The organism is Microcoleus sp. EPA2 (assembly GCA_020882975.1).
Classification (GTDB): domain Bacteria; phylum Cyanobacteriota; class Cyanobacteriia; order Cyanobacteriales; family Microcoleaceae; genus Microcoleus.
Genome location: JAHRFD010000001.1, coordinates 421,391 through 447,454 on the forward strand (window position 1 = coordinate 421,391; position 26,064 = coordinate 447,454).

The window sequence follows — 26,064 nt, forward strand, 5'->3', positions numbered from 1 at the left end:
AATTGGGAATTGGGAATCAGAAACGGCTAAAGCATCTTGGCAGTTGCTATCTATCAAACAAGAGGGCGGGGAATACCCGCCCTAATTACCTAGTAGTAGAATGTCTAGGACACTTTACTGGCGATCGAGTTAAAGCCACTATTAGAAATTCATTTCAGCAGCTTGAACTTTTTCGACTTGTTTCTTCTTGAGAACCAGCATGATTTGAGCCAACATGGTCAAGGCCAAGAAAGCCATCAACCCTTTAACGCGATCGGCACTTTGCAGCACAATCTCAACATCTTTTTGACCAAACCCACCTACATTAGGATTGTTTGTCAAAGCTTCACCTGCTGTCACAGTTTGTCCTTCAGAAACAAGCAGTTCAGGGCCCGGAGGAATTGTCTCAACAACTGCTTCACCTTCTGTCGGTAGAATTGTTACTTCATAACCGCCATCTTCTGGTGTGGAAATTTTAGAAATTGTACCAGCTACCGAAGCATTATAAACAGTATTATTGCTTTTTGCACCAGTAGGATAAACCTGACCGCGACCGCGGTTGCCACCGACATAAATTAGGTATTTACCAAAGTGAACGGACTTGTCAGTTGCTGGATTTGGCGACAAAACTGGGAATACCAATTCTTTGTACTGATCTCCTGGCAGTGGGCCCACTAAAACAATATTTTCTTGGGTTTCGCTGTAAGGTTGGAAGTAAAGATCGCCGACTTTTTCCTTCATTTCTTCAGGAATTCTGTCTTCGGGAGCAATTTTGAAACCTTCGGGCAACATGACAACAGCGCCCACATTCAAGCCGCCTTTGCTACCATCGCCAACTACTTGTTGAACGTTGGTATCGTAGGGAACTTTGACAATAGCTTCAAAAACTGTGTCCGGCAAAACAGATTGGGGTACTTCTACTTCGGTGGGTTTGGCGCCGAGGTGACAGTTAGCGCAAACAATTTTGCCCGTTGCTTCGCGGGGAGTAGCGGGTGCTGTTTGCTGAGCCCAGAAAGGATAGGCTAGTGCTGCTTGGGGAAGTGCGATGTCGCTGCTGAGGAAAAATGCAGCGGCGGCGATCGCAACTATGGCAGTTTTCGCGATCGTCCGAACACTGCGACGAACAATCGCAGATAAATTAATTTGTGGCATCAGAGTATTCAATCTCAAAGGTCTAACAATTTAGTCATTGGTCATTAGTCATTTGTCATTGGTTATTAGTTCTTGGTCCTTAGTCCTTGGTCATTGGTCATTAGTTGTTAGTTATGCGCATCGAAATATTTCCCAACTCCGACATTTTTACCTACTAACTAATGACTGCTGACTGCTGACTAATGACTAATAACTATGACCACCAAGGGGCTTCCCCGGTGCGGAAGTCAGTTTCTGTCCAAGGAGTAAAAGCCAGCTTGTCATCTGCGACAGTGGCGTGGGCCAGGGCCAGAGACAAAGGTGCTGGACCGCGTACCACTTTGCCCTCACTGTTGTATTGAGAACCGTGGCAAGGACAGATAAACTTGTTTTCGCTAGCATTCCAAGGTACGACGCAGCCCAAGTGAGTGCAGACTGCATTGATGCCGTATTCGGCAAAAGATGAGTCTTTTTCCACCACAATATAAGTGGGGTCGCCTTTGAGACCTTGAGCTAGGCTACGATCGCCCGCGGGATGGGAAACCAAATATTCACTGACTACGATGTCGTTACCCAGGGCATCTTTAGCTGTTACCCCGCCACCGGCGGCCCCACTCGAAGGAGGAATAAAATAGTTGACAACAGGATAGAGTGCGCCCAGTGCCACACCTGTGACAGTACCGAACGTCAGCAAATTCATAAATTGGCGACGCCCCATATCGGGGACATCGGGATTTCCAGCAGAAGTTTGAGCCATGACCTGCCTTTGCGTTTTTAAGTTACGTTTGTTTGCGAGCTGTAGCTGTGAATCTGTTACGTGCAGACAACGGCAATCATTGCGGTCTGCTTTCACTTTCATCTCGGCTGTGAAAATTCCTTTTAAGAATGCAGCTTCCAGCCTTTATTAGAGTATTATTACATTTTTTGAACTTTGTCTTTTATTGTTTAAGAAATTCACTCAGGAGAAACCATGACGGGCAAGGATTTACACCAGCTAATAATACAAAAGTGGGGAAAGTCTTACGATATCAGATTGCGGCGGACGCGGGGCAAGATTTTTGTTCAAGTTATGTGGAGGTATCTGGAACAGGTTTCTTTCCCGATGACGGAGGCTGATTATTTTGAGCATTTAGACGCAGTGGCCAATTACCTCAACGGCTGGGGCAGCAGCGCCCAGGTGAGAGAGTATATTGAAACTACTCGCGATCGCCCCCGTTTGGGCAAAGCTGTCAGCGTCCCTCTAGATTTGGGGGAAAGAGCCTCGGAGTGGCTGCTGGACGAGTTTTGAATTAGTTATTAGTCAGTAGTCATTAGTAAGTACCGATGGAGACAGCCGACACCAGTTACAAAATTGTACGGGCGATCGGATACCTTTGGTTCCAACGGGGCGATCGCTCCCGATCTAGCAGTCCCGACAGCACCCATTACCAAAATCTCAGACATAAAATCAGCATCAATTTCACATACAATGAGTTTCAGATATCCCGTGAAATTTAGGAGAATGTTGTAATGGGTGTTGCAGTTGGAATGGTTGAAGTCTTAGGACTTCCTTCTGCCGTAGAAGTTGCGGACTCAATGGTGAAAGCAGCCCGCGTTACTTTAGTTCGCTATGAGAAAATCACCCGTGCTTACTGGACAGTTATAGTTCGAGGAGATATATCGGAAGTACAAGCAGCCGTTGCTGCGGGGATTGAATCAGTTAAAAAGGTCGATGGTGGAAAGTTGCTATCGTATCATATTATTGCTCGTCCCCATGAAAATCTGGATTACATTTTGCCGATCGGTTACACCCCAGAAGTTGAACAGTTCCGAATGTAGTTAAGGTTTTGGCAAAACTTTGGTGTGGAATTTTAACATTTACTACTATAGAGACGCGGGCGATCGCGTCTCTATAATTTTTATCAACCTTAAAATTGAGCGATCGCCCCATACCCAGCCAAAAATTACCATCCCCCGGAAAATATTGATATAGCAATCCTAAATCATTTTTGAATTTCTTACTCCCTCCCCTTCATAAGGTCCGGGTTGGGGTGGGGTAAAAAACTTTACGACTCCTGCAAGGACTACTATACGACTAATTAAAAATTAGCAATTAACCCTTAGCAATTTGCATGACTACCAGTCTGCAAACTTATCCGTGGCCTCCATTAAACAGGTGCGAATTCCCGGTTCGCTCATCGAATGTCCAGAATCAGGAACTATAATAAACTCAGCTTCAGGCCAAGCACGATGCAGTTCCCACGCCGATATCATCGGACAAACCACATCATATCTTCCCTGAACGATAACCGCCGGAATCTTGCGGATGCGATCGATATTTAAAAGCAATTTATCTTCCGGTTCTATAAAACCGTTATTGATAAAATAATGGCACTCAATTCTGGCAAACGCCTCTGCGAAAGCATCAATTCCAAAGCTTTGCTTTAAATTTAAATCTGGAAATAACTTACTCGTACTCCCTTCCCAAATTGACCAAGCACGAGCCGCTTCTAATCTAATTTCAGCATCGGGACTCGTCAAGCGTTGATAATAAGCTGTTAGCAAATCGTCCCTTTCATTTATGGGGATAGGTTTAACATATTCCTCCCAAGCATCCGGGAAAATATAACTTGCTCCTTCTTGATAAAACCAGCGAATTTCTTTTTTTCTCAACATAAAAATACCGCGCAAGATTAAACCCTGACAACGGTCTGGATGGGTTTGACTGTAAGCTAAAGATAGAGTGCTTCCCCAACTCCCACCAAAAACAACCCATTGCTGAATATTTAAATATTCTCGAAGTTTCTCAATATCGTTGACTAAATCCCAAGTTGTATTTTCTTCCAATTCTGCATGAGGTTTACTTTGACCGCAACCGCGTTGGTCAAACATCACTAAACGCCATTTTGCCGGGTCAAAATATTGTCGGTAAAAAGACGGACATCCACCTCCTGGCCCCCCGTGTAGCAATACAATAGGTTTTCCCTCTGGGTTGCCTGACTCTTCAAAATGAATGGTATGGAGGTCAGAAACTTTGAGTTCTCCTTCGTGATAAGGTAGTCTTGGCGGGTAAAGTTCTCGCATTTTTTCCAGGATTTATAACGCGACCGTGTTTATTTTACAAGAAATCAGCGTCCTAAAAGCTTCACCAAACCTATCCCTCCAAAGTAAAGAGCTAACACTGCACCTCCTAAAAGACTTTGAGTCAAAGGGTCAGTTGAAGGCGTTAACACAGCTCCCAAAACTGCCGCTCCCAAGATTACATACCGCCAACCGGAGAGCATTTGGTTGGAAGAAACTATCCCTAAAATACCTAGCAAAACTTGGACGATCGGAATTTGAAACGCTAAGCCGGTGCTGAACATTAATAATAAAACAAATTCAAAGTATTTGTCGATCGACCATAATTGCTCTACCACATCAGCGCCGTAGGTGACAAAGAAATTGAGCGCCGCCGGAATCAAAGCGATGTAAGAAAATACTAACCCGCCCAAAAATAAGAAACTAGAACCGAAGAAAACAGGGCCGAGTAACCCCCGTTCTTTGCGAGTTAAGCCTGGGAGTACAAATAATGCTATTTGGTAAAAAATAAACGGGCTGGCGATTAACAAACCGCTGTAACCAGCCACTTTAATCGAGACAAAGAAATACTCTCCGGGAGCTAGTTGCAAAAATTTGACTGCTCCTGCTGGTACTTCTAGCAGTTTAACGATGGGTCTCACATATAAAAAGCAGCCTACTATACAGATTACTACTGCAATTAGTGAATAGAAAATTCGCCATCTTAATTCTTCTAAATGCTCGAACAAAGACATCTCAACTTCGTCGGGGAGTTCGTCGAGAAATTCGTTTTCCAAGTTGCGAGTACGGATTGCACCGTCGCCGATTGGTGCAATGCTGGGTTCGATGTTGTTGTCGGAACCTACTTCGGATGTCTCCAAGTCTGAGGGGGCTGTCATAGGGAATGGCGAATTGGTAATGGGGAATCGGGAATCGGGAATCGGGAATCGAGAATCGACCCTAAAAGTATTGGTCTTGATTATTATAACCAACAACAAACAACTAACAACTAATGACTACTGACTAAGGACTACTGACTTCTTCTTTATTCAATGACGATCGCAATTTTGCCAACGGCGCGCCCCGTTTCGCTGTAAGCGTGGGCTGCTGCTACTTCTTCGAGGCTGTAAGTGCGATCGACAATCGGCTCAACTTGACCAGACTCGATTAATTCCCGCAAACTCCCTAAATCGCTGGGATTAGCGTTAGCTACAATTAATTTAGCTTTTTTGCCAGACATAAACAAGCTTAAAAACATCGGCCCTAGGTTCTCGAAACTCGGCAAAGTCGAAATATAAATTCCCTCCGTTTGCAATACACTTTCGCAGTCCTCAAAGTTTTTCTTGCCGACAGCATCCAAGATTATATCATACTTTTGTATTTGTTGAGTAAAGTCAACTTCACCATAATCCAGAACAATCTCTGCTCCCAAACTCTGCACAAAATTTAGATTCTTGGCACTGCAAACTCCTGTAACTTCTGCCTTCATCGCCTTCGCAATTTGGACGGCAAACATCCCAACTCCGCCGGAAGCACCATTAATCAATACCTTTTTTCCAGCTTGAATTTCACCCAAATCCCGGAGTGCTTGCAAAGCAGTTAAACCTGCAATTGGTACTACTGCTGCTTCCGCATGAGTAACGTTTCGAGGTTTAATTGCCGCAGTAGATTCTGGTACAGCGCAGTATTGGGCACAAGCGCCACCACTCAGGGGATTTAAGAAAGTATAAATCTCGTCTCCCGGTTGAAATCTGGTGACATCTTGACCAACTTCCACTACAACTCCCGATATGTCTGAACCGACTATGCGAGGAAAGTTAAATCCTGACAATAGTTGCAGGTGTCCTTGCCGGATTTTCCAGTCTACGGGGTTGACGCTGCTAGCGCGAACTTGCACTAGCAGTTGATCTGGTTTGATTGTTGGCTGTTCCACTTCTCGGTATTGCAATACCTCAATGTCGCCGTAGCGATCGAACACAAGTGCTTGCATGGCGAATTTTTAGGTTTATTTCAAATATAACGCTCTATCCTGTAGAATTATTATATAGCAACGCTAAATCATTTGTGAATTTCTTACTCCCTCCCCTTGGTAAGGTCCGGGTTGGGGTGGGGTAAAAATATTTACGACTCATTGCTATATATACGTCTTCTCTTTCGTTTGTGAAGAAGATTTCTTTTTTTTTACCGCAGAGGGCGCAGAGAGCGCAGAGGTAGAGAAAAGATAGAGATTATGTGTTTTGAGATTATTACTATAAAGTACCTCTAAAGACTCACTGTTAAACCTTGGATATTTGCCCTAATTTATCACTTTAGCCAGAGGTTGAGCAAATTCTCAATGATTTATCTTTAAAATAACCAGATAGTCTGAGGTAATTTGATTATGACAACAAATAACGGAGTCCAAACAAAACGAGTTGCCATACTCATTGAAAATGGAGTTGAAGATTCCGAGTTTTTAGTTCCTTATAATGCTTTAAAACAAGCAAATTTTGATGTGGTTGTCCTCGGTTCTCGCACTAATGAAAAGTATGCAGGAAAACTGGGCAAATTATCCATGCAAGCAGACGGAACTACCACTGAAGCAGTAGCGACAGAATTTGATGCAGTGGTAATTCCTGGCGGTATGGCTCCCGATACTATGCGGACAAATCCTAATACCGTGGCATTTGTCAAAGAAGCTTTTGAATCAGGAAAACTCGTGGCGGCTGTTTGTCACGGACCACAACTTTTGATTGAAGCTGATTTGCTAAAAGGCAAAAACGCCACAGGTTTTTTGGCAATTAAAACTGACATGATTAATGCCGGTGCTAACTACATTAATGAAGCTTTAGTCATTGACGGCAATTTAATTACTTCCCGGCAACCAGGAGATTTAGCAATATTTACTACTGCAATTTTATCTAGACTTGGTTACGGTGGTAAAGAAGTCGGTTTGCCAGAAGAAAATGACACTAATGCAGAATGGTGGAAATTAGCTAATGCCTGGGGTGGTTCTACCCAAGGTGACATTGTTAAAGGCCTTAATACTGCCTTGGCTGGGGAACGCTATGCTTGTGAAGCTTTTGCAAATTATGCGGAAAAAACGCAAGATAGCGAATTGCGATCGCTCCTGACAGAAATGATTCAAAATAAACAACACCACATCATCGCCCTAGAAAGTCGTCTTCACGATTTCGGCGAAAAACCTTCGATTCCCGCCCAAATTGCTGATAAATACGCTAAGTTAAAAGCCTCTGTGCAAGGAACAGATGAACTGTTCTTGTTACGCAGCACTCTGGGGGATTTACAAACCGGCGTTGTCGATATCAACCACCTACGCGCTAAGTTCACAGATCCGGTATCAACTGCCATTTTTACAGAGATACAATCAGATTTGTCTAAATGCGAGCAAGCCGTTGCTAAAGTCTACCGCGCCCACGCTCTTTCCCAGGAAATTAAAGCTCCCAAACCTTCTACTAGCCCCGCTGTAAAAATGTAATCAGCAGGCGGTTAAATAAGTTTGCAGTTGCACGTTGACTCATTTCTGATTCCCTGCAACTGCAAACTTGTGCTGTGAAAAATTAAATTTACTGATTTCAGGTAAAATAAAACCTAAGACTGAAAAGCAGGTACTCAAATAACCACACGGTGGAGGGTTTTATTCAATGGGCTCTATATTCGTTTCGGCTGGACACGGCGGCTTTGAAGGAAATCAGCGCGATCCCGGCGCCATAGCTTTTGGCACCACCGAAGCCCAGGAACTTATGCTAATTCGGGATTTATTAGTACCTGAATTACGGCGACGAGGCATAGAAACTTTCTCCGTCCCAGATACTCTGAGTTTAGTACAAACTATCGCTTGGATCAACGACCGCTGTCGCGCCGGAGATGTGGCTCTAGAAATGCACATCGATGCTTTTTCTAATCCGAAAGTTCGCGGTGCTAGTGTGTTTTATATTGGCAGTAATCCTAAGCGAAAAGCTGATGCTGATTTAATCTTAAATGGCTATTTGCGACGTCTCCCAGGTATGGTCAGTCGTGGTTCAAGAGCAGATACTGAGGCTGGTGTTGGTAGTCTGGGATTTTGTCGGCGAGTGGCTATCCCTTCTCTGCTGATGGAGCTCGGTTTTTTGACTAATATCGATGACTTGCGAACTATTCAAACTCGCCGCCCGGATATTGCTCTGGGATTGGCTGATGGACTCGAAGCTTGGTTAAAAAATACGGGTTTGAAACCCTTACCAACACCCACACCTGCGCCGACACCCACACCAAAACCCACACCCACACCCACACCAGCACCCACACCCGCAACCATAACCACACCCACACCTCCACCCACACCCACACCCACACCTCCACCCACACCCACACCCACACCTCCACCCACACCCACACCCATAAGTTATCCACCAATTAATATCAACATTAACGGTGCACCCCACGAAGAGAAAGGTATTTTGGTGAATGGAAATGCTTTTGTTCCGTCAGAAGTTCTGGATATTTTTGATATCGAACCCGCTGCGCTTGACAGGCGGATTACTTACAATGGAATTGTATTTGTGCGAGCGATCGATTTGCGCGATCGCGATATTGCCGTAGCCTGGGATCAGTCCACAACCTCCGTATCCTTGCGATCGCGCCGTGATATCCTTTCAGGAGTGGGAAAAATCATGAATCGCGGTCAAACTACTGCCCAACAATTGACAGTATTCCTGACCAAAAACAACAGCAAAGCCCTGGCAGAATTTCCCAATTTACCTCAAATCTACATCCAAGAAGCAGCAGCAGAAAGCGTCAACCATGACCTAGCATTTTGCCAAATGTGTCTAGAAACAAATTTTCTCAGTTTTGGCGGTTCTGTGAAACCGGAACAATTTAACTTTGCTGACATGGGAGTCATCAACGCTACCAGTTCTGGCCTCTCCTTTCCCGATGCCCGGACAGGAGTCAGAGCTCACATTCAGCATCTCAAAGCTTACGGTAGCACAGAACCAATCAATCAACCTTTAGTTAAAGAAAACGTGCGTTTTAAGTTTGTCAAGCGGGGTGTCGCCCCCACGGTGAATGAATTGGTAGGACGATGGAATGCCGAACCCCAATACGCCCAAAAAATCCTGAATACAATCCGGTTGTTGTATGAAAATGCTGGTTTGTTATAACTGAGATCTTGCACTCATATCAAGAACAGACCCTCCCGCCTGTTCTTGATATGAGTGAGTTTTCTTTCTCGTTACCAGGCTCTTCCTGGTAACGCAGATCCAGAGGCTTCGCCTCAACTTAAAAAAAAAATTCAGATGTTAATTTTAAATTCCTCAATATAATTATGGTTTCCAACAATATCAGCTTCTCGGACATTCAAAATCATTGGGCGAGACAATTCATTGAAGGCTTAATGGAACGAGCCATTGTCAGGGGTTTGCCCGATCGCACTTTCAGTCCTAACACTAACTTAACCCGCGCCCAATTTGCCACCATAGTCAGCAAAGCATTTCCCACACCAGACAAACAAACATACCTGCCCTTTGCCGACGTTCCCACTACCTACTGGGCAGCACCAGCCATTCAAACAGCATTTAAAAGAGGCTTTATATCTGGCTATCCCAACAATTTATTTAAACCCGAAAATAAAATTACTAGAGTCGAGGCATTCTTGGCTTTAGTCAGCGGTATTTTCGACGCAAATACTGCCACACCGACCAATGTTGTTCTATCCAACATCTATCAAGATAGCACAGAAATTCCTAACTACGCCAAAAGTGCGATCGCCCTCGCAACTCAATCAGAAATAGTCGTCAATTATCCCAACTTAAAATTATTAAATCCCGCTGGAAACGCCACACGAGCCGATGTTTGCGCCTGGGTTTATCAAGCATTAGTTTATTTAAAAATAGCGCCCAAAATTCCCTCACAATACATCGTAACTATCGGCAAAACTCCCCCACCACCACTACCAACAGTGCAAGTCAGTCATCAGCGAGAATTTCGCGCAGCCTGGGTAACAACTGTCTGGAATATTGACTGGCCATCCAGCGCCAAACTCTCAACCGAACAGCAAAAAAACGAACTGCTGAAAATCCTTGACAGATTAGCCGACATGAATTTTAATGCTGTCATCCTTCAAATCCGACCAGCGGGAGATGCCCTTTACCCATCAGAATTAGAACCTTGGAGTGCTTGGCTGACAGGAACCCAAGGAAAGCCCCCCCAACCCTATTATGACCCTTTAGAATTTGCCATTACTGAAAGCCACAAACGCAACATAGAAGTTCATGCTTGGTTAAATCCCTACCGCGCCAAAGTTTCTAGCAAAACCCCCGCCACCGTCAGCCCTCACATCTCGGTAACTAATCCCGAATGCGTGTATGCTTGGGGCGATCAAATGTGGATGGACCCCGGAATTCCGACAGTTCAAGACCGGACTTACAAGGTGATTCTAGACGTAGTGAAGCGCTATGATATAGATGGTATTCACTTTGACGATTACTTCTATCCTTATCCGATTGCGGGCAAAGAATTTCCTGACAGCAAGACTTATAATAATTATCGCTCGCAAGGAGGGAAACTGAGTCGGGGAGACTGGCGTAGGGAAAATGTCAATAGCTTAATTAAAAAAGTAGCAGCCGGCATTAAATCCACCAAATCTCATGTTAAATTTGGCATCAGTCCCTTCGGCATTTATCGCCCTGGACAACCACCGGGAAGTCGCGGTTTAGATACTTACGAAGAACTTTATGCTGACTCGAAAAAATGGTTAGAATTAGGCTGGGTAGATTACCTAACTCCGCAACTTTACTGGCGCATAGACGAAACTGCTCAAAGTTATCCCATGTTGTTGAATTGGTGGGTAGCAAACAACCCCAAACAAAAACATATTTACGCTGGAAACAACTTAGGCTTACTTGACGGTAATAAGTGGACGGTTGCCGAAATCAACAAACAAATTCAGATCACGCGCAACCTAGATGAAAAGTTAGCCTTGGGCAATATTTTTTTCAGCATGAAATCATTTACTGACAATCGCCAGCAAATTTATGATAGTTTAAAAGCGACTACCTATGCCAACTTGGCACTGGTTCCTACGATGCCTTGGCTAAAGGGAACTCCGCCACCTACTCCGACAGGAATTGAAGTCAAAAAAGTGGCAAATAGTTCTGTTTTGAGTTGGAACAATTCAGCCGAAAATAATATCGGCTCTTGGACAATTTATCAGAAAAATGGTAATAGTTGGAAATTGATGAGAATTCTGCATGGAGAGACAGCAGAAGTAGCAATCCAACCGGGAACCTATGCTTTGTGCGCCGTAAGTAGAATGGCTGTAGAAAGTGCAGGAGTTGTGGTAGTTATTAGTCAATAGTTATTAGTCAATAGTTATTAGTCAATAGTTATTATTCAATAGTTATTGGTAATTGGTAATTGGTAATTGGTAACAACAGACAACAGACAACAGACGACAGACAACCCTGAACCCTGAACCCTGAACCCTCAGCAATTATCTTCCTCTAGACAGGAGACATCCTGAGAATAGATGCGCTATCCTAGGGTGAATATTTTAATGACAAAAAAATCCTATGGTTCCCTTGCGCGATGAAAATCCCACACGCATCACTCCCTATGTCACCTATGGACTGATTGCTGCCAATGTGTTAGTATTTTTGTACGAATTAACTTTGGGCGATCGCCAATTAACCCAATTTTTCTACTCCTGGGCCGTAGTACCTTGTCAGCTAACTAATATCTGTCGAGTTTCTCTACCCGCTTCGCCATTTCCCGAATGGACAACGCTAATTTCTTCCCAATTCCTACACGCAGGCTTTCTCCACATCGCCGGAAATATGTTATTTCTCTGGATTTTTGGCAACAATGTAGAAGACCGTTTAGGACATATAAAGTTTATAATATTTTACCTTACTTGTGGCGTTTTAGCATCCCTAACTCAGTGGTTTTTTGCCTCAGCATCGGCCATTCCTTCTCTGGGTGCTAGCGGTGCTATCGCTGGTGTCATGGGAGCTTATATTCTCCGATATCCCCAGGCCAAAGTTCTAACATTACTCCCCTTGGGAATCTTTATTACTACAGTGAGAGTACCCGCTTTCTTTTTTCTAGGATTTTGGTTTGTACAGCAGGCATTTAATGGCCTTGCTTCCTTGAATGCGCCAGCCAATGTGGGTATGGAATCTGGGGGAGTTGCCTACTGGGCCCATGCTGGTGGGTTTGTTTTTGGTGCTATTCTTGGCCCTTTGTTGGGGCTGTTTTCTGAAGATAATGAGATTTAGTGATTAGTTAGTAGTTATATCAATTCCGGTTGTATCGGAATGATTTAACCGCGAAGGCGCGAAGTACGCGAAGCAAGAGAAGAGAGAGTTTAATACAGGACGATGAAGAGAGGATTTTATATTATTGGTTATTTGTGATTTGCTTGACCCTGCAAATCACAAATAACCAGTAACCACTAACTAATGACTTTGTTTCTAGATGAAAGTAAAGTCAAATCCTGACAAAGAAGAAACGCCGGTTACACCGTTTAATTTCGCCAAAATCCGAGAATCACTGCCAGTGATATTATTGCCATTGCCATCATAAATGATGTAAGTGTTGCCGCCAGTGTCATAGGCAAATAAGAATGCTGTTCCTCCTAAAATATTAGATGAAACTGTTGTTTGCACGGGGAGTAAAACTTGGTTGGTGCTGCTGACATTCCCGAATCCGGGGGCAAAATTAAATTGATCGGCGATCGGCACTCCTAGACCAGTAAAATCTGTAATTAAATCATATCCACCTGCGGCGATCGCAGCATTGATTGCCGCGGAAGAAGCAGCATCAAACACTGGCCCTCCTGAATCAGGACTGGTATACCGGAATTGATTGCTACCACCCCCACCGGTCATAGTATCGACCCCTGGGCCACCTATGAGTACGTCGTTATCTACACCGCCGTTAATCGTATCGTTGCCACCTCTACCGTCGATCGTATCGCTGCCGGCCAAACCGTTAAAATTATCAGCCAAAGAGCCGCCAATTAGATTGTTTGGCCCGCTATCTCCTGGCAAGATTTGAACGGTGACAACACCGGTGCCTGGAGTTGTGCCGAATCCGTCGCTGATGTTGTAGCTAAAAGTAGTGCTACCGGGTACATTACCGGGGATGAATTGCACCTGAGAGACGAGATTTACGGCTATCCCCAGTTTGGGTGTGCCGACGTTGATGATGTTGAGTTTCGCATTTTGCGGGCTGACATCGTTGGCTAGCACGTCGATGAATGTGGGTAGCAAATTGTTCGTATTTGTGAATATGATGCCGTCATCAACTGCGATCGGACTTAGGTTAGTTGGAGTAGTTACCGAAGTATTGAAAGAATTGATGTTAATTGCGACTGCTGCTGCTGCTGTGCCACCCTGTTCGTCACTGACGCTGTAGCTGAAAGATCCAGCTTGTCCGATGACATCTGTTGCTGGTGTGAAATTCAGTCCGACTAATTCTTGAACGGTCAATTTTTGGTTGACGGCGATCGGGATTGTGCCGGTAACGACTAAACCGAATTTAGGATTTGGCAGTTGGGTTACAGTGGCTGACAGGGACTGACCCTCCGGGTCACTAGGGGCAGAAATGCTTAGAGACAGAGGCAAATTCTGGAAACCCGTTATCGTTTTGCCACTTTCGACGATGGGCGGCTGGTTAGGAGTTGGTGATGGAAAAGCCGGCGGAGTTGGACTCGGCAAAGTGGGAGTTGGGACAATGGAAGAATTCGGAGTCGGACTTGGACTCGGACTTGGACTCGGACTCGGACTTGGAACCAGTGTTGGTAATGTTCCTGGTGTCGGACTCGCGGTTGTTCCTGCTGATGTTGTGGGTGTGGGAGTTGTGGTTACTGGTGTGGGAGTTGTGGTTACTGGTGTGGGAGTTGTGGTTACTGGTGTGGGAGTTGTGGTTACTGGTGTGGGAGTTGTGGTTGCTGGTGTGGGAGTTGTGGTTACTGGTGTGGGAGTTGTGGTTACTGGTGTGGGAGTTGTTGTTCCAGTTGTGGAAGTTGTTGTTCCAGTTGTGGAAGTTGTTGTTCCAGTTGTGGAAGTTGTTGTTCCAGTTGTGGAAGTTGTTGTCCCAGTGGTGGAAGTTCTTGTGCCAGTGGTGGAAGTCGTTGTCCCAGTATTAGAAGTCGTTGTCCCAGTGGTGGAAGTTCTTGTGCCAGTAGTAGAAGTCGTTGTCCCAGTAGTAGAAGTCGTTGTCCCAGTGGTGGAAGTTCTTGTGCCAGTAGTAGAAGTAGTTGTGCCAGTATTAGAAGGCGTTGTCCCCTGAATGATGAAGGGATTGTCATCTACACGGGGTATTTGAGCTGTCGTGAACTTAGATTCATCTAGCGCGTTAGCCCTAACATCAATTAAGACCGCCAAAAATTCACCAGTGCGCTTGTCTTGAATAATTGTGTTGCTAGAATTCGATCCTTGACCCTGAAAAATATTTAAGTCTGTAAAGCTCAAACCTCCAGCTAGACCGATCGAATCTCCAGCCTTAAAATCTGTAATTAAATCAGCATCGCCAATTTGAGGTCCACCAGTAGTCAAAAAACCGCTACCCCCAGCGGATGTGCCCACCCTACCGAGAATAAAGATATCCGCACCATCGCCTCCTGTCAGAGTATCAGTACCGCGATCGCCCCCGATAACATCATCCCCTGCGCCACCAGACACAGAATCATTGCCATCCCCCCCGAAGAGTCGGTCATCTCCATCGCCGCCATCAGCAGTATCATTGCCTAGGCCACCACTGATGATGTCTCCACCCTCTTCACCAAACAGCAAATCACTGCCAGCACCGCCCTGTAAGCAATCGTTGCCGGTATCACCAAAAATACTGTCATTGCCCTTGTCGCCCAAAATTAAGTCGCCCTCGCCACCTCCACGCAGAGAGTCATTCCCCTTACCGCCATAGAGTGTGTCATCACCTTCACTACCCAAGACAGTATCGTTGCCTTGGTCCCCAAAAACTTGATCGTTACCCCGATCGCCAATTACCAAGTCATCATCTTTACCACCCCGTGCGGTATCATTACCAGGGCCGCCATCAACTATATCCTTGCCGGCTCCACCGTTGAGATAATCATTACCATCCTCCCCTCTCAGTAAATCATCCCCATCGCGACCGAGAATGGTGTCATCCCCTTCACGGCTGGAAATGGTGTCATTGAACAAGCTACTGATGAAATAGTCAGAGATGCTGCTTCCTACCACTATGCCATCGACAAATATCGGTGTGGGGGGGGTCGGAGGGGCGATCGGAGTTGGTCGTGATACAGGCGTTATCGAAATCGTCGTTGTACCGGGCGATGAAGTCGTTGTACCGGGCGATGAAGTCGTTGTACCGGGCGATGAAGTTGTGGTACCGGTAGATGAAGTTGTGGTACCGGTAGATGAAGTTGTGGTACCAGTAGATGAAGTTGTGGTACCGGTAGATGAAGTTGTGGTACCGGTAGATGAAGTTGTTGTACCGGTAGATGAAGTCGTTGTAGCTGGTTGATTCTCTAACAGGAACAATGGGTCCCCTCTCAGAAAAGCTGCTGGTACTGCACTTGGCATAATTCCGCCTCCTTGCGACACTACTCAAAAATCAAACAATCGATTCTCAACAAGTCTTTTATGGGCGGGCTATAAGAGCCCACCCCCCAATCAAATTCATTCTTGGTGGAACAGGCAGGATGCCTGCTCTTAAGAATCATAACAATCTAAAATCTCAGGCTAGAGAAACTTAAACTGCGACGCAGTAATCACCGTGCTCAGAGAACCTGGGACTGTAGGAATAGAATTCAACACAGCCAAATCAAAAGCTGGGAGACTGTCATCAGCAGCATTCGGATCGAAGCCGAGAACATACTTGTTGAAAGTATTATTCAGATACACAAAGAAAGCTCCTGTTTTGCCCGAACCATTCTGATTTTTCAATACTGCATTCACTGCTTGAGCATTGTCGAATTTATTTTCAAACAAAATGACCGATTGCTTGCTGATATTGTCTCCGCCACTGCCAATATTTCTGACGATAAAACTGGTGAAATCGTTAGCAGTGCCAGAGTTAGTAAAGCCACCAAAGTTTGCGGACCTAAACAAGAAGTTATCGTTGCCATTACCGTTGTTAAAATCAGCAATAATGTCCACGCCTTCGCTAGGAGTTTCGTAGTAGAAGAAATCATTGCCAACATCGCCGGTGAGCAAGTCGGAACCAGCACCGCCGCCGATAATATCATTGCCCGCACCCCCAGAAAGCGAGTCATTGTCATCAGCACCCAACAGCAAGTCGTTGCCGAAGCCGCCACTCAGACTATCGCTGCCAATGCCACCATCGATGGTGTCGTCTCCCGCATCTCCTAACAACGAGTCGCTACCAGCTTCGCCCAAGAGATAGTCGTTCCCGGCACCTCCGAATTCAGTATCGTTGCCCTCTCCACCCAAAATAGTATCGTCGCTGTCGCCACCGGAGAGGGAGTCGTTATTGATACCGCCATCGAGTAAGTCTCTGCCGATACCGCCGTCGAGGTTGTCATCACCAACACCGCCTTCGATGGAGTCGTCGCCAACCCCGCCAAATAAGGTGTCGTTACCAACGCCCCCAAGTATCGAGTCGTCGCCAACTTCACCAAGTACGGAGTCATTGCCTGTGCCACCGTCAATGGTATCGCTACCGTCACCGCCACTGAGGATGTCGTCGTCATTACCCCCAAACATCAGGTCATTACCTACCCCGCCTAGGAGGGAATCGATGCCGTCTTCGCCGTCGATGGTATCGTTGCCTTCGCCTCCGTCGATGGTGTCGTTGCCTGTAAAACCTAGCAGAGAGTCGTTCCCTGCTTGACCTAATACTAGGTCGTTGCCGGCTCTGCCGTCGATGATGTCGTTGCCATCACCGCCACTGAGGGTATCGTCCCCCGCGCCCCCGATGATAAAGTCGCTGAGGTTGCTGCCTGTAAAGCTGCTGGCTGGGAGGTTGCTGCGATCGACAATACTATCTACAACGGTAATACTGAAGGATGCCGGTCCGATCGTCCCTGAACCGTCTGAGGCTGTAAACGTAAAGCTGTCGTTGCCACCAGTCGGTAACAGGTTGTATTTGATGATGTTGTTATTGATATCATCTTGGGTGAATTTACTGCCGACATTCAACAAAGCGGTACCCCTTTGGATAAAGCCTTTGTTAGCGTTAGGGGCTTGAGTAATCGTGTAAACAATTTCCGACGGCGTGTTGTCGGTGTCTGTAACTAACAAATCGGCCGCCGTAATTGTCCCAATCGGAGCACTTTTAGCAACAACTACACCATCATTAATTGCTAGTTTCGGCGGGCTACTGACGTTGATTGTCGCTACTGCCTGACTTGTACCTCCTCTGCCATCTGAGATGGAGTAACTAAAGCTGTCTGCACCAGAAAAGTCAGCATTCGGGGTGTATTTGAAACTGCCACCGCCCAAAGGAGTCAAACTCCCCTTGCTGGTGGCGGTAAAAGTGGTAACAGTCAGAATGTTATTGTCTGGGTCAGTGTCGTTTAACAGGACGTTGAGACTCAGTGTTTGTCCCGCCACCGTGGTGAAGTTGTCGTTGACTGCCTTTGGAGCCTGATTGGGCAAGGGAATAGGAGTTGGTGTCGGAGTCGGAGTTGGTGTCGGAGTCGGTGTTGCAGTCGGAGTTGGTGTCGGTGTCGGTGTTGCAGTCGGAGTTGGTGTCGGTGTCGGTGTTGCAGTCGGAGTTGGTGTCGGTGTCGGTGTTGCAGTCGGAGTTGGTGTCGGTGTCGGTGTTGCAGTCGGAGTTGGAGTCGGGTCTGGAGTTGGTGTGGGGAGAGGGGTAGCGCTGCCGGGAACTGTCTGGCCAATCACAAAACTGCTGCGGCCGAGGGTTCTACTGTCCACTCCGGGCAATACTGCTAAAAAGTCGCCACTGACACCGTTGCGAATAATCGTACTGCCTGCTTTGGTGTCGCTGCTTTGGAAGATGATCAAATCTTCAAACTTGAGGTCTCCGCCTAACCCAATTAGATCTTCGCCAATGCGAAAATCTGTAAAAATATCGGCATCACCAATGTCAGGGCCGCCGCTGGTGATAAATACGGGGTCTGTGCTGCCACCAATGCCGGGAGAGCTAACACGGGCCATGACGAAGACATCTTTACCTTCGCCTCCTGAAACTAAGTCTTTGCCTGTTTCTCCCCACAGAACGTCGTTGCCCGCACCACCATCCATGATGTCCTCGCCAGCACCGCCGAAAATGATGTCGTCCCCATCATTGGCAAAAATTGTGTCCGCGCCGACGTTGCCGTAGAGCCAGTCGCCTCCTTCGTTGCCAAATACCAGGTCGTCGCCATCGCCACCGAACAGGGAGTCGTTACCTTGGTCGCCCCAAACAACGTCATCACCTCGATCGCCAAACATACTATCATCACCCAAGCCACCGCGCAGGCTGTCACCGCCTTTGCCCCCGAAAGTTGTGTCTCTGCCTTCCCCTCCCACTACCGTGTCGTTGCCGTCATTACCATAAAGCAGGTCGGGGTTATTTCCGCCGTCTAGGGAGTCGCTGTTTTTGCCTCCGTAGAGCGTATCTAGTCCTGAACCGCCGTCGAGAGCGTCGTTACCTGGTCCCCCGAATAGTACATCATCATCTTCGTTGCCAAATACCAGGTCGTCGCCCTCCCCACCTTGGAGGTTATCGTTGCCTTGCAGCCCGGAAATCACGTCGGGGCCGATACTGCCTATCAAGGAGTCATTTTGGTCTGTACCGCGGATAATCCCGCCGATGATTGCGGGTGTGGTGTTGCCACCTGTGCCCAAGGTGTCGTCTATCCCCCCAAATGTATCGTCGGCGGGAGTTGGCGTTGGCGTTGGCGTTGGCGTTGGCGTTGGCGTTGGCGTTGGGGTTGGCGTTGGGTCTGGAGTTGGGGTTGGCGTTGGGTCTGGAGTTGGAGTTGGCGTTGGCACCGGAATAAATGGTACTGCTGCTGGCATAATTTTGGCTCCTTTACACAATGATTATGATTGACTTTAAAACTGATTGATATCAGTTAGTTGCCAAAATTTTGGCCTTACATTGATTAATAATCTGATTCTGTTCTAACATACTAAATTAAGTGGGCAATGGGTAATCGGTAATCGGTAATCGGTAATCGGTAATCGGTAATGGGCGGATTAAACGGCAGGGATTGGGTATTGATGTACTTGTTATTGGTTAGGGGAAGTAAAAACTAACAAATAACAAATAACAAATAACAACTAACTAATTTATTCTTCCTTCTTGTTTCTGGTTTCTACCTTCTACCCATCGCAGGTCTTTGGTAAGAAACAGAGTTGTGAATTAGAGGCAGAAGTGGCCCGGTTTGTTCTTGTCCGTTAACGGCGAGTTCGCTGTGGCACAGGTAAAGTTGGGAACAGCGACTTAACAAATCTACCAGAATTCGCCGCAGTCGCTGTTGTCCTTCTGTTTCTTCGTCTTCACTTTGCCACGATCGCCCCTGTTGCGATCGCCAAAACAAAGGAGCACCATACAACGTAGCCGCACCCCCACTCAGCCACAGCGGCGAACCCGCATCTAGCCAAAAATGCCATTGGTGGGCGCGACGACTGCTGCGGTACTGAAAGATATTGGCGATGGTGACGGTTTGGCCATCTGGTCCATCTGGCCTGACTGGAAAGGGATTGGCGGTGACGGTTCCTTGGCGCAATAAATGAATAAAACGGGCGATTGTCTCGGAATCGCCACCGGACTTTGGTTCTATTTGCTGCATTCGTCCGTCTATTTCCCAATAGTGAGTGGCAGTTTCCATTAATTCTCGCAGGGCTGCTAGTCGATCGTAGGCTAGGTATCGATCGAAGATCAGAAATTTCTGGATAGCTCGATCGAGCAAGGAAATAGGACTCGGCAACAGTCGCTCCTGTTGTTGCCTCCGCTGTTGTTCGATCCACTCCACAATGTCCTCGTAAGCAGCCGCCGCTCGGTATCCAAGTCTGTCCCATCGAGGAAAGGCTGTCAACGGTAACAATGGGGGTCGATCGAGATTGGGACAAAAACAGTGATCGGCAATTAAACCAGCTCTCACGGGGTCGATCGATTTTAGATATGGGATTTTAGATGTGGGATTGTTAGCCTCTGCTTCGGGTTCCTCTTCCCATGGGCGGTTTCCCTGCCTGCTTAACACTACCAGCATTTCCGCTACTGCGTCTCGATCGACTAAACGGCCTAGTCCCGGATAAACTAACGCTAGCACTGTTAACAAAGCTCGAATCGCTGGGGTACTTGACAGGGGACGCTGATCGTTGAGAGATTCCGTGGCGATGTTGTCGCGGGCTAAAATTTCTGTGAGGGTGTAACGGGCGATCGCATCTATACCAGGAGCAATTACGGCTATCTCCCCCGGTGCCACAGCCTTTGAATTAACAGCCTCAGCAATGATTTCAGCGGTTTCTCGCAGCAGTTGGGCCCGCGAGGTAGTTTGGATCGATCGCACCTCCCCAGAAAAACTCAAACCAAAAGGATAAAAAGCATCAAAATTAACAGCTAAATTCACCGCTAACTCACCAATATCTTTAGCTAAACCTGCTTTTCGATCCAAGTATTCCACTGTGGCACAGCGTGTTTCCAGTTGGGCCATATATTCCGTATCAGCCCCCAAACCCAAGCGCACTCCTCCATCTGGATTGTAGGTGAAGGCCCCCGTCGCCCCAGAAGACAGCAGAAACTCGAACAAATCGCGACTGATGGCTGGATAATCATCCACATCGTCAGCGATGACTGCTTGGTATCGCGAGGCTAAACGCTCTTGGTAAGTGGGATTCTGCAACAGATAGCGCCAGTAGAGTTCCCCAATAATTCCGTAAGTCAGCAGCCCCCTTGTCAAACACCATTCCCGCCATCTTCCCAGCAACTCTCCCATGCTAGTCCAAAGACGAGTCTGGCCACTTTGCTGAGTAAATCCCTGTTCTAGAATAGTGGGAATTGCTTCGATCGGTGTCCCGCTAACCGCAGCCAGTTGTAACAAATCTAGAGTTCGACGCACCATGCGATTTGGACTCACCCCTGTTTGTTGCAAAATCCCTTCGTCTAGCTCGTGACGCCATAGTCTAGTTGCAAGTTCCAGTTCAGTTTCAGGTTGCAGCCGCAGAGGAAATTGGACCCTCAATTCCAGGGAATCCACTAGCAGCGGCCAAAAAAGCATTACCTCCTGCTCGAAAAAGCCAAAGGGTGTGGTTGAGTTAAAGGTATATTTTCCTTGGGTAGCGACGGCGATGCGATCGGCCAATTCCAGGCGATTTTCTCCATTAGCTGCTAAAACTAAAATTGCTCGACCAGTCTGTCCTACCCTACGATGGCCAGAACCCAAGCGAGTTGAAACTCTTGCTGACAGAGGCTTAACAGTTTTGCTCCACTGGCAGAACTGTTCTATTAGGCGACTGGTTTTGCCACTGCGAGCGGCTCCGACAATCCAAATTGAATCCGAAGACACGATTTCTAATCTAAGTAAGTTTGCTACTATACCATGAATACTTTAATAATCCCACGGTAGACTAACCAGCTTTAGCTATGAATACTTCTCCCTGGAACAAATTTGTAAAATATCTCTACAGTGCTCGCCAATGGTATCGAGAAACGCCCGAAAGAGCTCTAGAACAAGCCTACGAAGCTGCTTTGGCAATTAAGGCGATCGAAGACGAGCATTTTGGTGGTCAACCCATTGGCGATCGCGCGGGCGATTACGGAGACAGCACTTTATCTTACTTTAAATCCGATCTACAAAAATACCTAAAAGCCATTCAAACTAGAATGGTTGAGTTTAATGCCAGCCGTGCTTTTTTGGAACTACCAGAGCGGGTGGCTGCTCAACCGAAGAGTGGAGTTTTGGTCGATCGTTACCACCGTGGAGTCGGCATAGATACCAAAGATCGAGCCTCCCTTGTATTTGAAAAGTTAGAGTTTATTGATGGGGTCATCGCCCGCTACATTAATCGTAAACCCACGGCTATTGTACAAATTTCTAATAGTCCCAATCTTCCCATTAGTTCTAAAACTGGCAGTCCTCATCCTTACCAAAATAACGGTTCCCCTAACTCCATCCCCACTGACGCTGAGGGAGTTGATACTTATACTGAGGAAGTTAGTTTATTACCCAGATCGCTCTTGGGAACCTTGAATCGCATTACTAAAGAGTTAGACCCGGCCGCCGAAAAAGAAGTAGTTAAAAATTTTCGCAACTCAAAAATAAAAACAGTCATTTCTTTGAGGTTTATTTTACTTTTGATATTAGTCCCCCTGTTGACTCATCAAATTGCCAAAACTTTTATAGTTGGACCGATAGTCGATCGGGTAAGAACTAATAACAATGCTCCTCTTTTTATCAATGTTGATTTGGAAGAAGAAGCATTTAAAGAATTGGAAAAGTTTGAGCAACACCTGAAATTTCAAACATTAATTGGTAGGGCTCCAGCTATTTCTCCAGAAGAAACCGAAAAGAGAATTGAAGAAAAAGCTCTGGAAATAGCTGAAGAATTCGGGAATGAAAGCTCTGGGGCTATCAAAAATGTGTTTGCGGATTTGATTTCCGGTCTGGCTTTTGTGATGATTCTCCTCACCAACAAGAAAGAAATTGAAATTGTCAAGTCTTTTATGGACGATGTAGTTTATGGTCTCAGTGACAGTGCCAAGGCTTTTGTGATTATTTTGTTTACCGATGTGTTTGTCGGATTCCACTCACCCCACGGTTGGGAAGTAATTCTGGAAGGTATATCAAGACATTTCGGACTACGAGAAAATAGGCAGTTCATATTTCTGTTCATTGCCACTTTTCCTGTGATCTTGGATACCGTATTTAAGTATTGGATATTCCGCTACTTAAATCGGAGTTCTCCTTCTGCTGTGGCTACTTACAAAAATATGAACGAATAGGGAATGGGGAATGGGGAATCGCGCATTGGGCATTGGTTATTAGTTGTTAGTTATTAGTTGTTGGTTATTGGTTATTGGTTATTAATTACTGGTTATTAAACTAACAACGAACCACCAACAACTAACCCCCAACAAATAACCAATCACAAATAACAAATAACAACTAACCAATAACCAATATTTTTTACCTATTCCACATCTTCTTGCGCTGTCGGCGATTCGCCACTGACTCCGCCAGCCCCAAACCCAGAAAATTACTTAGTAGCGAGGCATTACCGTAACTCAAAAAAGGTAGCGGAATTCCCGTAACAGGTGCCAAGCCGATATTCATCCCAATATTCACAAATACTTGAAAAATCAACATTGACAGTATTCCAATTGCCAACAGAGAACCAAAATTATCGTTAGCAGTTTGAGCAATAATCACCAACCGTAAACAAATTAGCCAGAAACAAAATAAGACTAAAACACAACCAATAAAACCTAATTCTTCGCCAATTGCTGAAAAGATAAAGTCCGTATGTTGTTCGGGAATAAAGTTAAGTTGAGTTTGGGTTCCTTGATTCAAACCCCTCCCCTTTAGTTCCCCAGCACCGATCGCAATCCGAGATTGAATCAAGTGATATCCGCTACCTAAAGGGTCTTTTTCTGGGTTTAAAAACCCAGTCAGGCGCATTTTTTGATAATCTTTGAGGAGCACGCTCCAAAAAATATGTCCGACGTGTCCCGAAACCACATTCACCAACACTGTACCGAAAGTCCCCAACCAGCGCCAAGGTAGAGACCGCCAAGCAATCACACCCGCCACTAATATCCAACCTACCCAAATCGGTGTAGACAAGTTATTGAGGAGCACCGAGAACAGAGGAGAAAATAACAAAATCAACCAACCGGGATTGACATTACCCCAGTAAAACATCCCCATGGTTATCGCCCCAAATACCAAAGAAGTACCCAAGTTTGGTTCGGCAAAAATCAATCCCCAGGGTACAGCCATGATTGCTAGCATCTTCAACATATCCCGCAACGTAGGGACTGTTTTATCGTGCATCAGGGCTGCTAAAGTAATAATCATGCCGATTTTGGCAAATTCTGACGGTTGCAAGTAGAAGCCGCCGATATTAATCCACCTTTGAGCACCGAGCCCTGTACTACCGATAAACCGCACCGCAATCAGTGACAAATTGATCGCTATGTAGATTGGCCATTTCCACTCGATCAATACTTCGTACCGACACCGGGAAATGAGGATGGCTAAACACAAACCTACTCCGCCTGTAACCCAGTGTCGCCACCAATTGATCAATCCTTGATTGATCTCAACACTGTGAATCATAATTCCCCCGAATACGGTGAGGCCGATGCAGGCGGCGAACAGCCAGGGGTCTATTTCTGCCCAGGGTTTGAGGATTGATTTCCAGGGATTTTTGACTTGTATTCTTTGAAACATGAGGATTTTAGATTTTAGATTTTAGATTTTAGATTATCGGGTCGATTTTCGGAAGTTCTGGATATGTTTGTGGCTATTGAGAGTTTAAACCTTACTGTACTCCCTCGGTCTGGCTACGTCAGATTCTTCGGCGACTACTAGGGGTGTTCCGGGAAGGGGAGAATGGTTTGGAGTTTTGGGGGCGGTGGCTGTCAGTCCCCGCCCCGCCTGGGTTGAGGATAAGTGGTGATTGGTTATTTGTGATTGGTTATTGGCACGCGATCGCCACCAATCACAAATCACCAACAACTAATCTATATCTGTTCTTGACTATCTTGTTGCCAAAAGTCTGATGACTATTTAGACGAAGGGGCTGGTTCATAAAGATACTCAAAGCCGTTACCATCGGGATCTCTGCCATAAAAGGATGCAGTACCGTCCCGGTGTTCGTGAATGTGAGTGACGGAAACACCTTCAACTTTGAGTTGTTGGTAGGCTGATTCCATTTCGGTGCGATCGTCAAATACGAACCCAAAATGTGGCCCTGCTTGATCGTAAGTAGGACTCAACAGCGCCAGTCCGTCTTCTCCTGCTTTCAAATACGCCCAGTCTGCATCTTTCCAGACTAACTCCATACCCAAGTTTTGGTAGAAATCAGCAGATTTTTCAATGTCTTGCACGCAAACGGCTACGTGACCTAATCGTTTTAGTTTCATATCTACAAAGTTTATGGTTGTACTTTACTTGATTGTATCTTTTTTTATTTTATAGGAGCGCACCTTAAACACCTTTTTTTCATCTCTATCCTGCTGTTCTTTCAGGGACTGTTTAAAATTCTGGCGGTAAAATTTGAATGGTGTTAATATAACATATATATAATGATGGCCAGTTTCCGGCTACGGAAATTACAAATTTTCCCAAGCCGAGGGCTTGTTATACCACAGTTCCTGTCATGCCAATTACTAAATTAGCGCGTTGTAAAATATCTGCAAAAGCATCGGAATAGCAAAGTATTTCCACACCTATTTTATGTGAATAATTAGGTTTAAGATCGATAAAAATCTGTTTTTCTGAATGATTTTTCCAGCCAGACCGCAGGGCAATCTTATCTAATTCGGGCATCAAAGAGGGAACTAAAGCAGCTAGGGGAGGAGAGTAAACGCGGTAAGATTAAACCTAAATTGACTCGACCTTGATCGTAACTAGAATGAGCTGACAGAAAAATTATATAGGGGCGATCGGTCAAATGGGCGATCGCCGCCACTACAATATCCCCAGTGGCCACAACTAAATCGCAGTGGGGCGAATGCCTCCAAACAGCTCGCAATTGCTGGCAAGTCAAAGCAATCAGCCCTGCCCCAATATCTTTGACCAAAAATATGGGATTCATGTAAAAAATGCCACCGAAGGGCATTTTACCGGTAGGCCCAATCATCCGTACACCCGATCGAGCGTAAGGAGCCCCGTCACCGACAATGGGCATCGCTGCCAGATGCTCTCAAAGCGGACAAAATTTGACAGTTAATCGCGTCTTCCCCGTGGCCATTGCTGAGGAACAGTACGCCTTTAAATTTCATACCATCAGAATCAAGATCTAGTTTTTT

General features: G+C 46.0%; 21 protein-coding genes. 8 read left to right on the top strand and 13 right to left on the bottom strand.

What is annotated here, in order from left to right; translation table 11 throughout:
* Positions 1–141: 141 nt before the first annotated feature.
* Together petA and petC are read right to left on the bottom strand one after the other, a co-directional pair.
* Entirely contained in the window at positions 142–1,131 is a 990-nt protein-coding gene (gene petA, locus AAFP14_RS01790) for a cytochrome f (protein ID WP_341730614.1), read from the bottom strand.
* A gap of 193 nt (positions 1,132–1,324) precedes the next feature.
* Positions 1,325–1,867: a cytochrome b6-f complex iron-sulfur subunit gene (petC, locus tag AAFP14_RS01795; protein ID WP_341730615.1), complete on the bottom strand. Its 543-nt coding sequence runs from the start codon at positions 1,865–1,867 to the stop codon at positions 1,325–1,327.
* A 213-nt stretch (positions 1,868–2,080) separates the two neighbouring features.
* Here petC and AAFP14_RS01800 point away from each other — a divergent pair, with 213 nt between their 5' ends.
* On the top strand, positions 2,081–2,398 hold the full coding sequence (locus tag AAFP14_RS01800; protein WP_341730616.1) for a DUF3067 family protein: 318 nt from the start codon (positions 2,081–2,083) through the stop codon (positions 2,396–2,398).
* A gap of 8 nt (positions 2,399–2,406) precedes the next feature.
* Here AAFP14_RS01800 and AAFP14_RS01805 read toward each other — a convergent pair whose 3' ends face one another.
* Positions 2,407–2,553 carry a hypothetical protein gene (locus AAFP14_RS01805; protein WP_341730617.1) on the bottom strand — a complete coding sequence of 49 codons (147 nt, stop codon included), beginning with the start codon at positions 2,551–2,553 and terminating at the stop codon, positions 2,407–2,409.
* 66 nt (positions 2,554–2,619) lie between these two features.
* Here AAFP14_RS01805 and AAFP14_RS01810 point away from each other — a divergent pair, with 66 nt between their 5' ends.
* On the top strand, positions 2,620–2,928 hold the full coding sequence (locus AAFP14_RS01810; RefSeq protein ID WP_096828118.1) for a carbon dioxide-concentrating mechanism protein CcmK: 309 nt from the start codon (positions 2,620–2,622) through the stop codon (positions 2,926–2,928).
* A gap of 297 nt (positions 2,929–3,225) precedes the next feature.
* On the opposite strand, the gene pip is transcribed toward AAFP14_RS01810, so the two are convergent.
* The 3 genes from pip to AAFP14_RS01825 all read right to left on the bottom strand — a co-directional run bounded on the left by pip (position 3,226) and on the right by AAFP14_RS01825 (position 6,139).
* A complete protein-coding gene (gene pip / locus AAFP14_RS01815; RefSeq protein ID WP_341730618.1) occupies positions 3,226–4,173 on the bottom strand; it encodes a prolyl aminopeptidase in 948 nt (315 codons plus the stop codon).
* A gap of 44 nt (positions 4,174–4,217) precedes the next feature.
* Positions 4,218–5,048: a twin-arginine translocase subunit TatC gene (gene tatC, locus AAFP14_RS01820; protein WP_341730619.1), complete on the bottom strand. Its 831-nt coding sequence runs from the start codon at positions 5,046–5,048 to the stop codon at positions 4,218–4,220.
* Between the two features lie 146 nt (positions 5,049–5,194).
* A complete protein-coding gene (locus AAFP14_RS01825; protein WP_341730620.1) occupies positions 5,195–6,139 on the bottom strand; it encodes an NAD(P)-dependent alcohol dehydrogenase in 945 nt (314 codons plus the stop codon).
* Positions 6,140–6,529: 390 nt separating this feature from the next.
* On the opposite strand from AAFP14_RS01825, the gene AAFP14_RS01830 reads away from it, so the two are divergent.
* The 4 genes from AAFP14_RS01830 to AAFP14_RS01845 all read left to right on the top strand — a co-directional run bounded on the left by AAFP14_RS01830 (position 6,530) and on the right by AAFP14_RS01845 (position 12,404).
* Positions 6,530–7,627, top strand: a complete 1,098-nt coding sequence (locus AAFP14_RS01830; protein WP_341730621.1) for a DJ-1/PfpI/YhbO family deglycase/protease — start codon at positions 6,530–6,532, stop codon at positions 7,625–7,627.
* A 166-nt stretch (positions 7,628–7,793) separates the two neighbouring features.
* Complete coding sequence (locus AAFP14_RS01835; protein ID WP_341730622.1) at positions 7,794–9,290, top strand: N-acetylmuramoyl-L-alanine amidase; 1,497 nt, start codon at positions 7,794–7,796, stop codon at positions 9,288–9,290.
* A 164-nt stretch (positions 9,291–9,454) separates the two neighbouring features.
* On the top strand, positions 9,455–11,485 hold the full coding sequence (locus AAFP14_RS01840) for a glycoside hydrolase family 10-like protein (RefSeq protein ID WP_341730623.1): 2,031 nt from the start codon (positions 9,455–9,457) through the stop codon (positions 11,483–11,485).
* A 214-nt stretch (positions 11,486–11,699) separates the two neighbouring features.
* Entirely contained in the window at positions 11,700–12,404 is a 705-nt protein-coding gene (locus tag AAFP14_RS01845) for a rhomboid family intramembrane serine protease (RefSeq protein WP_341730624.1), read from the top strand.
* A gap of 195 nt (positions 12,405–12,599) precedes the next feature.
* Here the strand turns inward: AAFP14_RS01845 and AAFP14_RS01850 are convergent, their stop codons facing one another.
* Positions 12,600–15,314: a calcium-binding protein gene (locus AAFP14_RS01850; RefSeq protein ID WP_341730625.1), complete on the bottom strand. Its 2,715-nt coding sequence runs from the start codon at positions 15,312–15,314 to the stop codon at positions 12,600–12,602.
* A 22-nt stretch (positions 15,315–15,336) separates the two neighbouring features.
* On the opposite strand from AAFP14_RS01850, the gene AAFP14_RS01855 reads away from it, so the two are divergent.
* The gene (locus AAFP14_RS01855) at positions 15,337–15,639 is read left to right on the top strand and encodes a hypothetical protein (protein WP_341730626.1); all 303 of its coding nucleotides are present in this window, start codon (positions 15,337–15,339) and stop codon (positions 15,637–15,639) included.
* A 218-nt stretch (positions 15,640–15,857) separates the two neighbouring features.
* Here the strand turns inward: AAFP14_RS01855 and AAFP14_RS01860 are convergent, their stop codons facing one another.
* Positions 15,858–19,103 carry an Ig-like domain-containing protein gene (locus tag AAFP14_RS01860; protein ID WP_341730627.1) on the bottom strand — a complete coding sequence of 1,082 codons (3,246 nt, stop codon included), beginning with the start codon at positions 19,101–19,103 and terminating at the stop codon, positions 15,858–15,860.
* Positions 19,104–19,402: 299 nt separating this feature from the next.
* A complete protein-coding gene (locus tag AAFP14_RS01865) occupies positions 19,403–21,595 on the bottom strand; it encodes a recombinase family protein (protein ID WP_341730628.1) in 2,193 nt (730 codons plus the stop codon).
* Positions 21,596–21,672: 77 nt separating this feature from the next.
* Here AAFP14_RS01865 and AAFP14_RS01870 point away from each other — a divergent pair, with 77 nt between their 5' ends.
* On the top strand, positions 21,673–23,031 hold the full coding sequence (locus tag AAFP14_RS01870) for a proton extrusion protein PcxA (RefSeq protein WP_341730629.1): 1,359 nt from the start codon (positions 21,673–21,675) through the stop codon (positions 23,029–23,031).
* A 184-nt stretch (positions 23,032–23,215) separates the two neighbouring features.
* On the opposite strand, the gene rodA is transcribed toward AAFP14_RS01870, so the two are convergent.
* The 4 genes from rodA to AAFP14_RS01890 form a co-directional block, all read right to left on the bottom strand.
* Positions 23,216–24,481, bottom strand: a complete 1,266-nt coding sequence (gene rodA / locus AAFP14_RS01875; protein WP_341730630.1) for a rod shape-determining protein RodA — start codon at positions 24,479–24,481, stop codon at positions 23,216–23,218.
* Positions 24,482–24,816: 335 nt separating this feature from the next.
* Complete coding sequence (locus tag AAFP14_RS01880; protein ID WP_341730631.1) at positions 24,817–25,176, bottom strand: VOC family protein; 360 nt, start codon at positions 25,174–25,176, stop codon at positions 24,817–24,819.
* 217 nt (positions 25,177–25,393) lie between these two features.
* Positions 25,394–25,582 (bottom strand): hypothetical protein, encoded by a 189-nt coding sequence (locus AAFP14_RS01885; protein ID WP_341730632.1) that lies wholly within the window; start codon positions 25,580–25,582, stop codon positions 25,394–25,396.
* Positions 25,566–25,943: a hypothetical protein gene (locus tag AAFP14_RS01890; RefSeq protein ID WP_341730633.1), complete on the bottom strand. Its 378-nt coding sequence runs from the start codon at positions 25,941–25,943 to the stop codon at positions 25,566–25,568. The genes AAFP14_RS01885 and AAFP14_RS01890 overlap by 17 nt, the downstream gene beginning before the upstream one ends.
* Positions 25,944–26,064 lie beyond the last annotated feature (121 nt).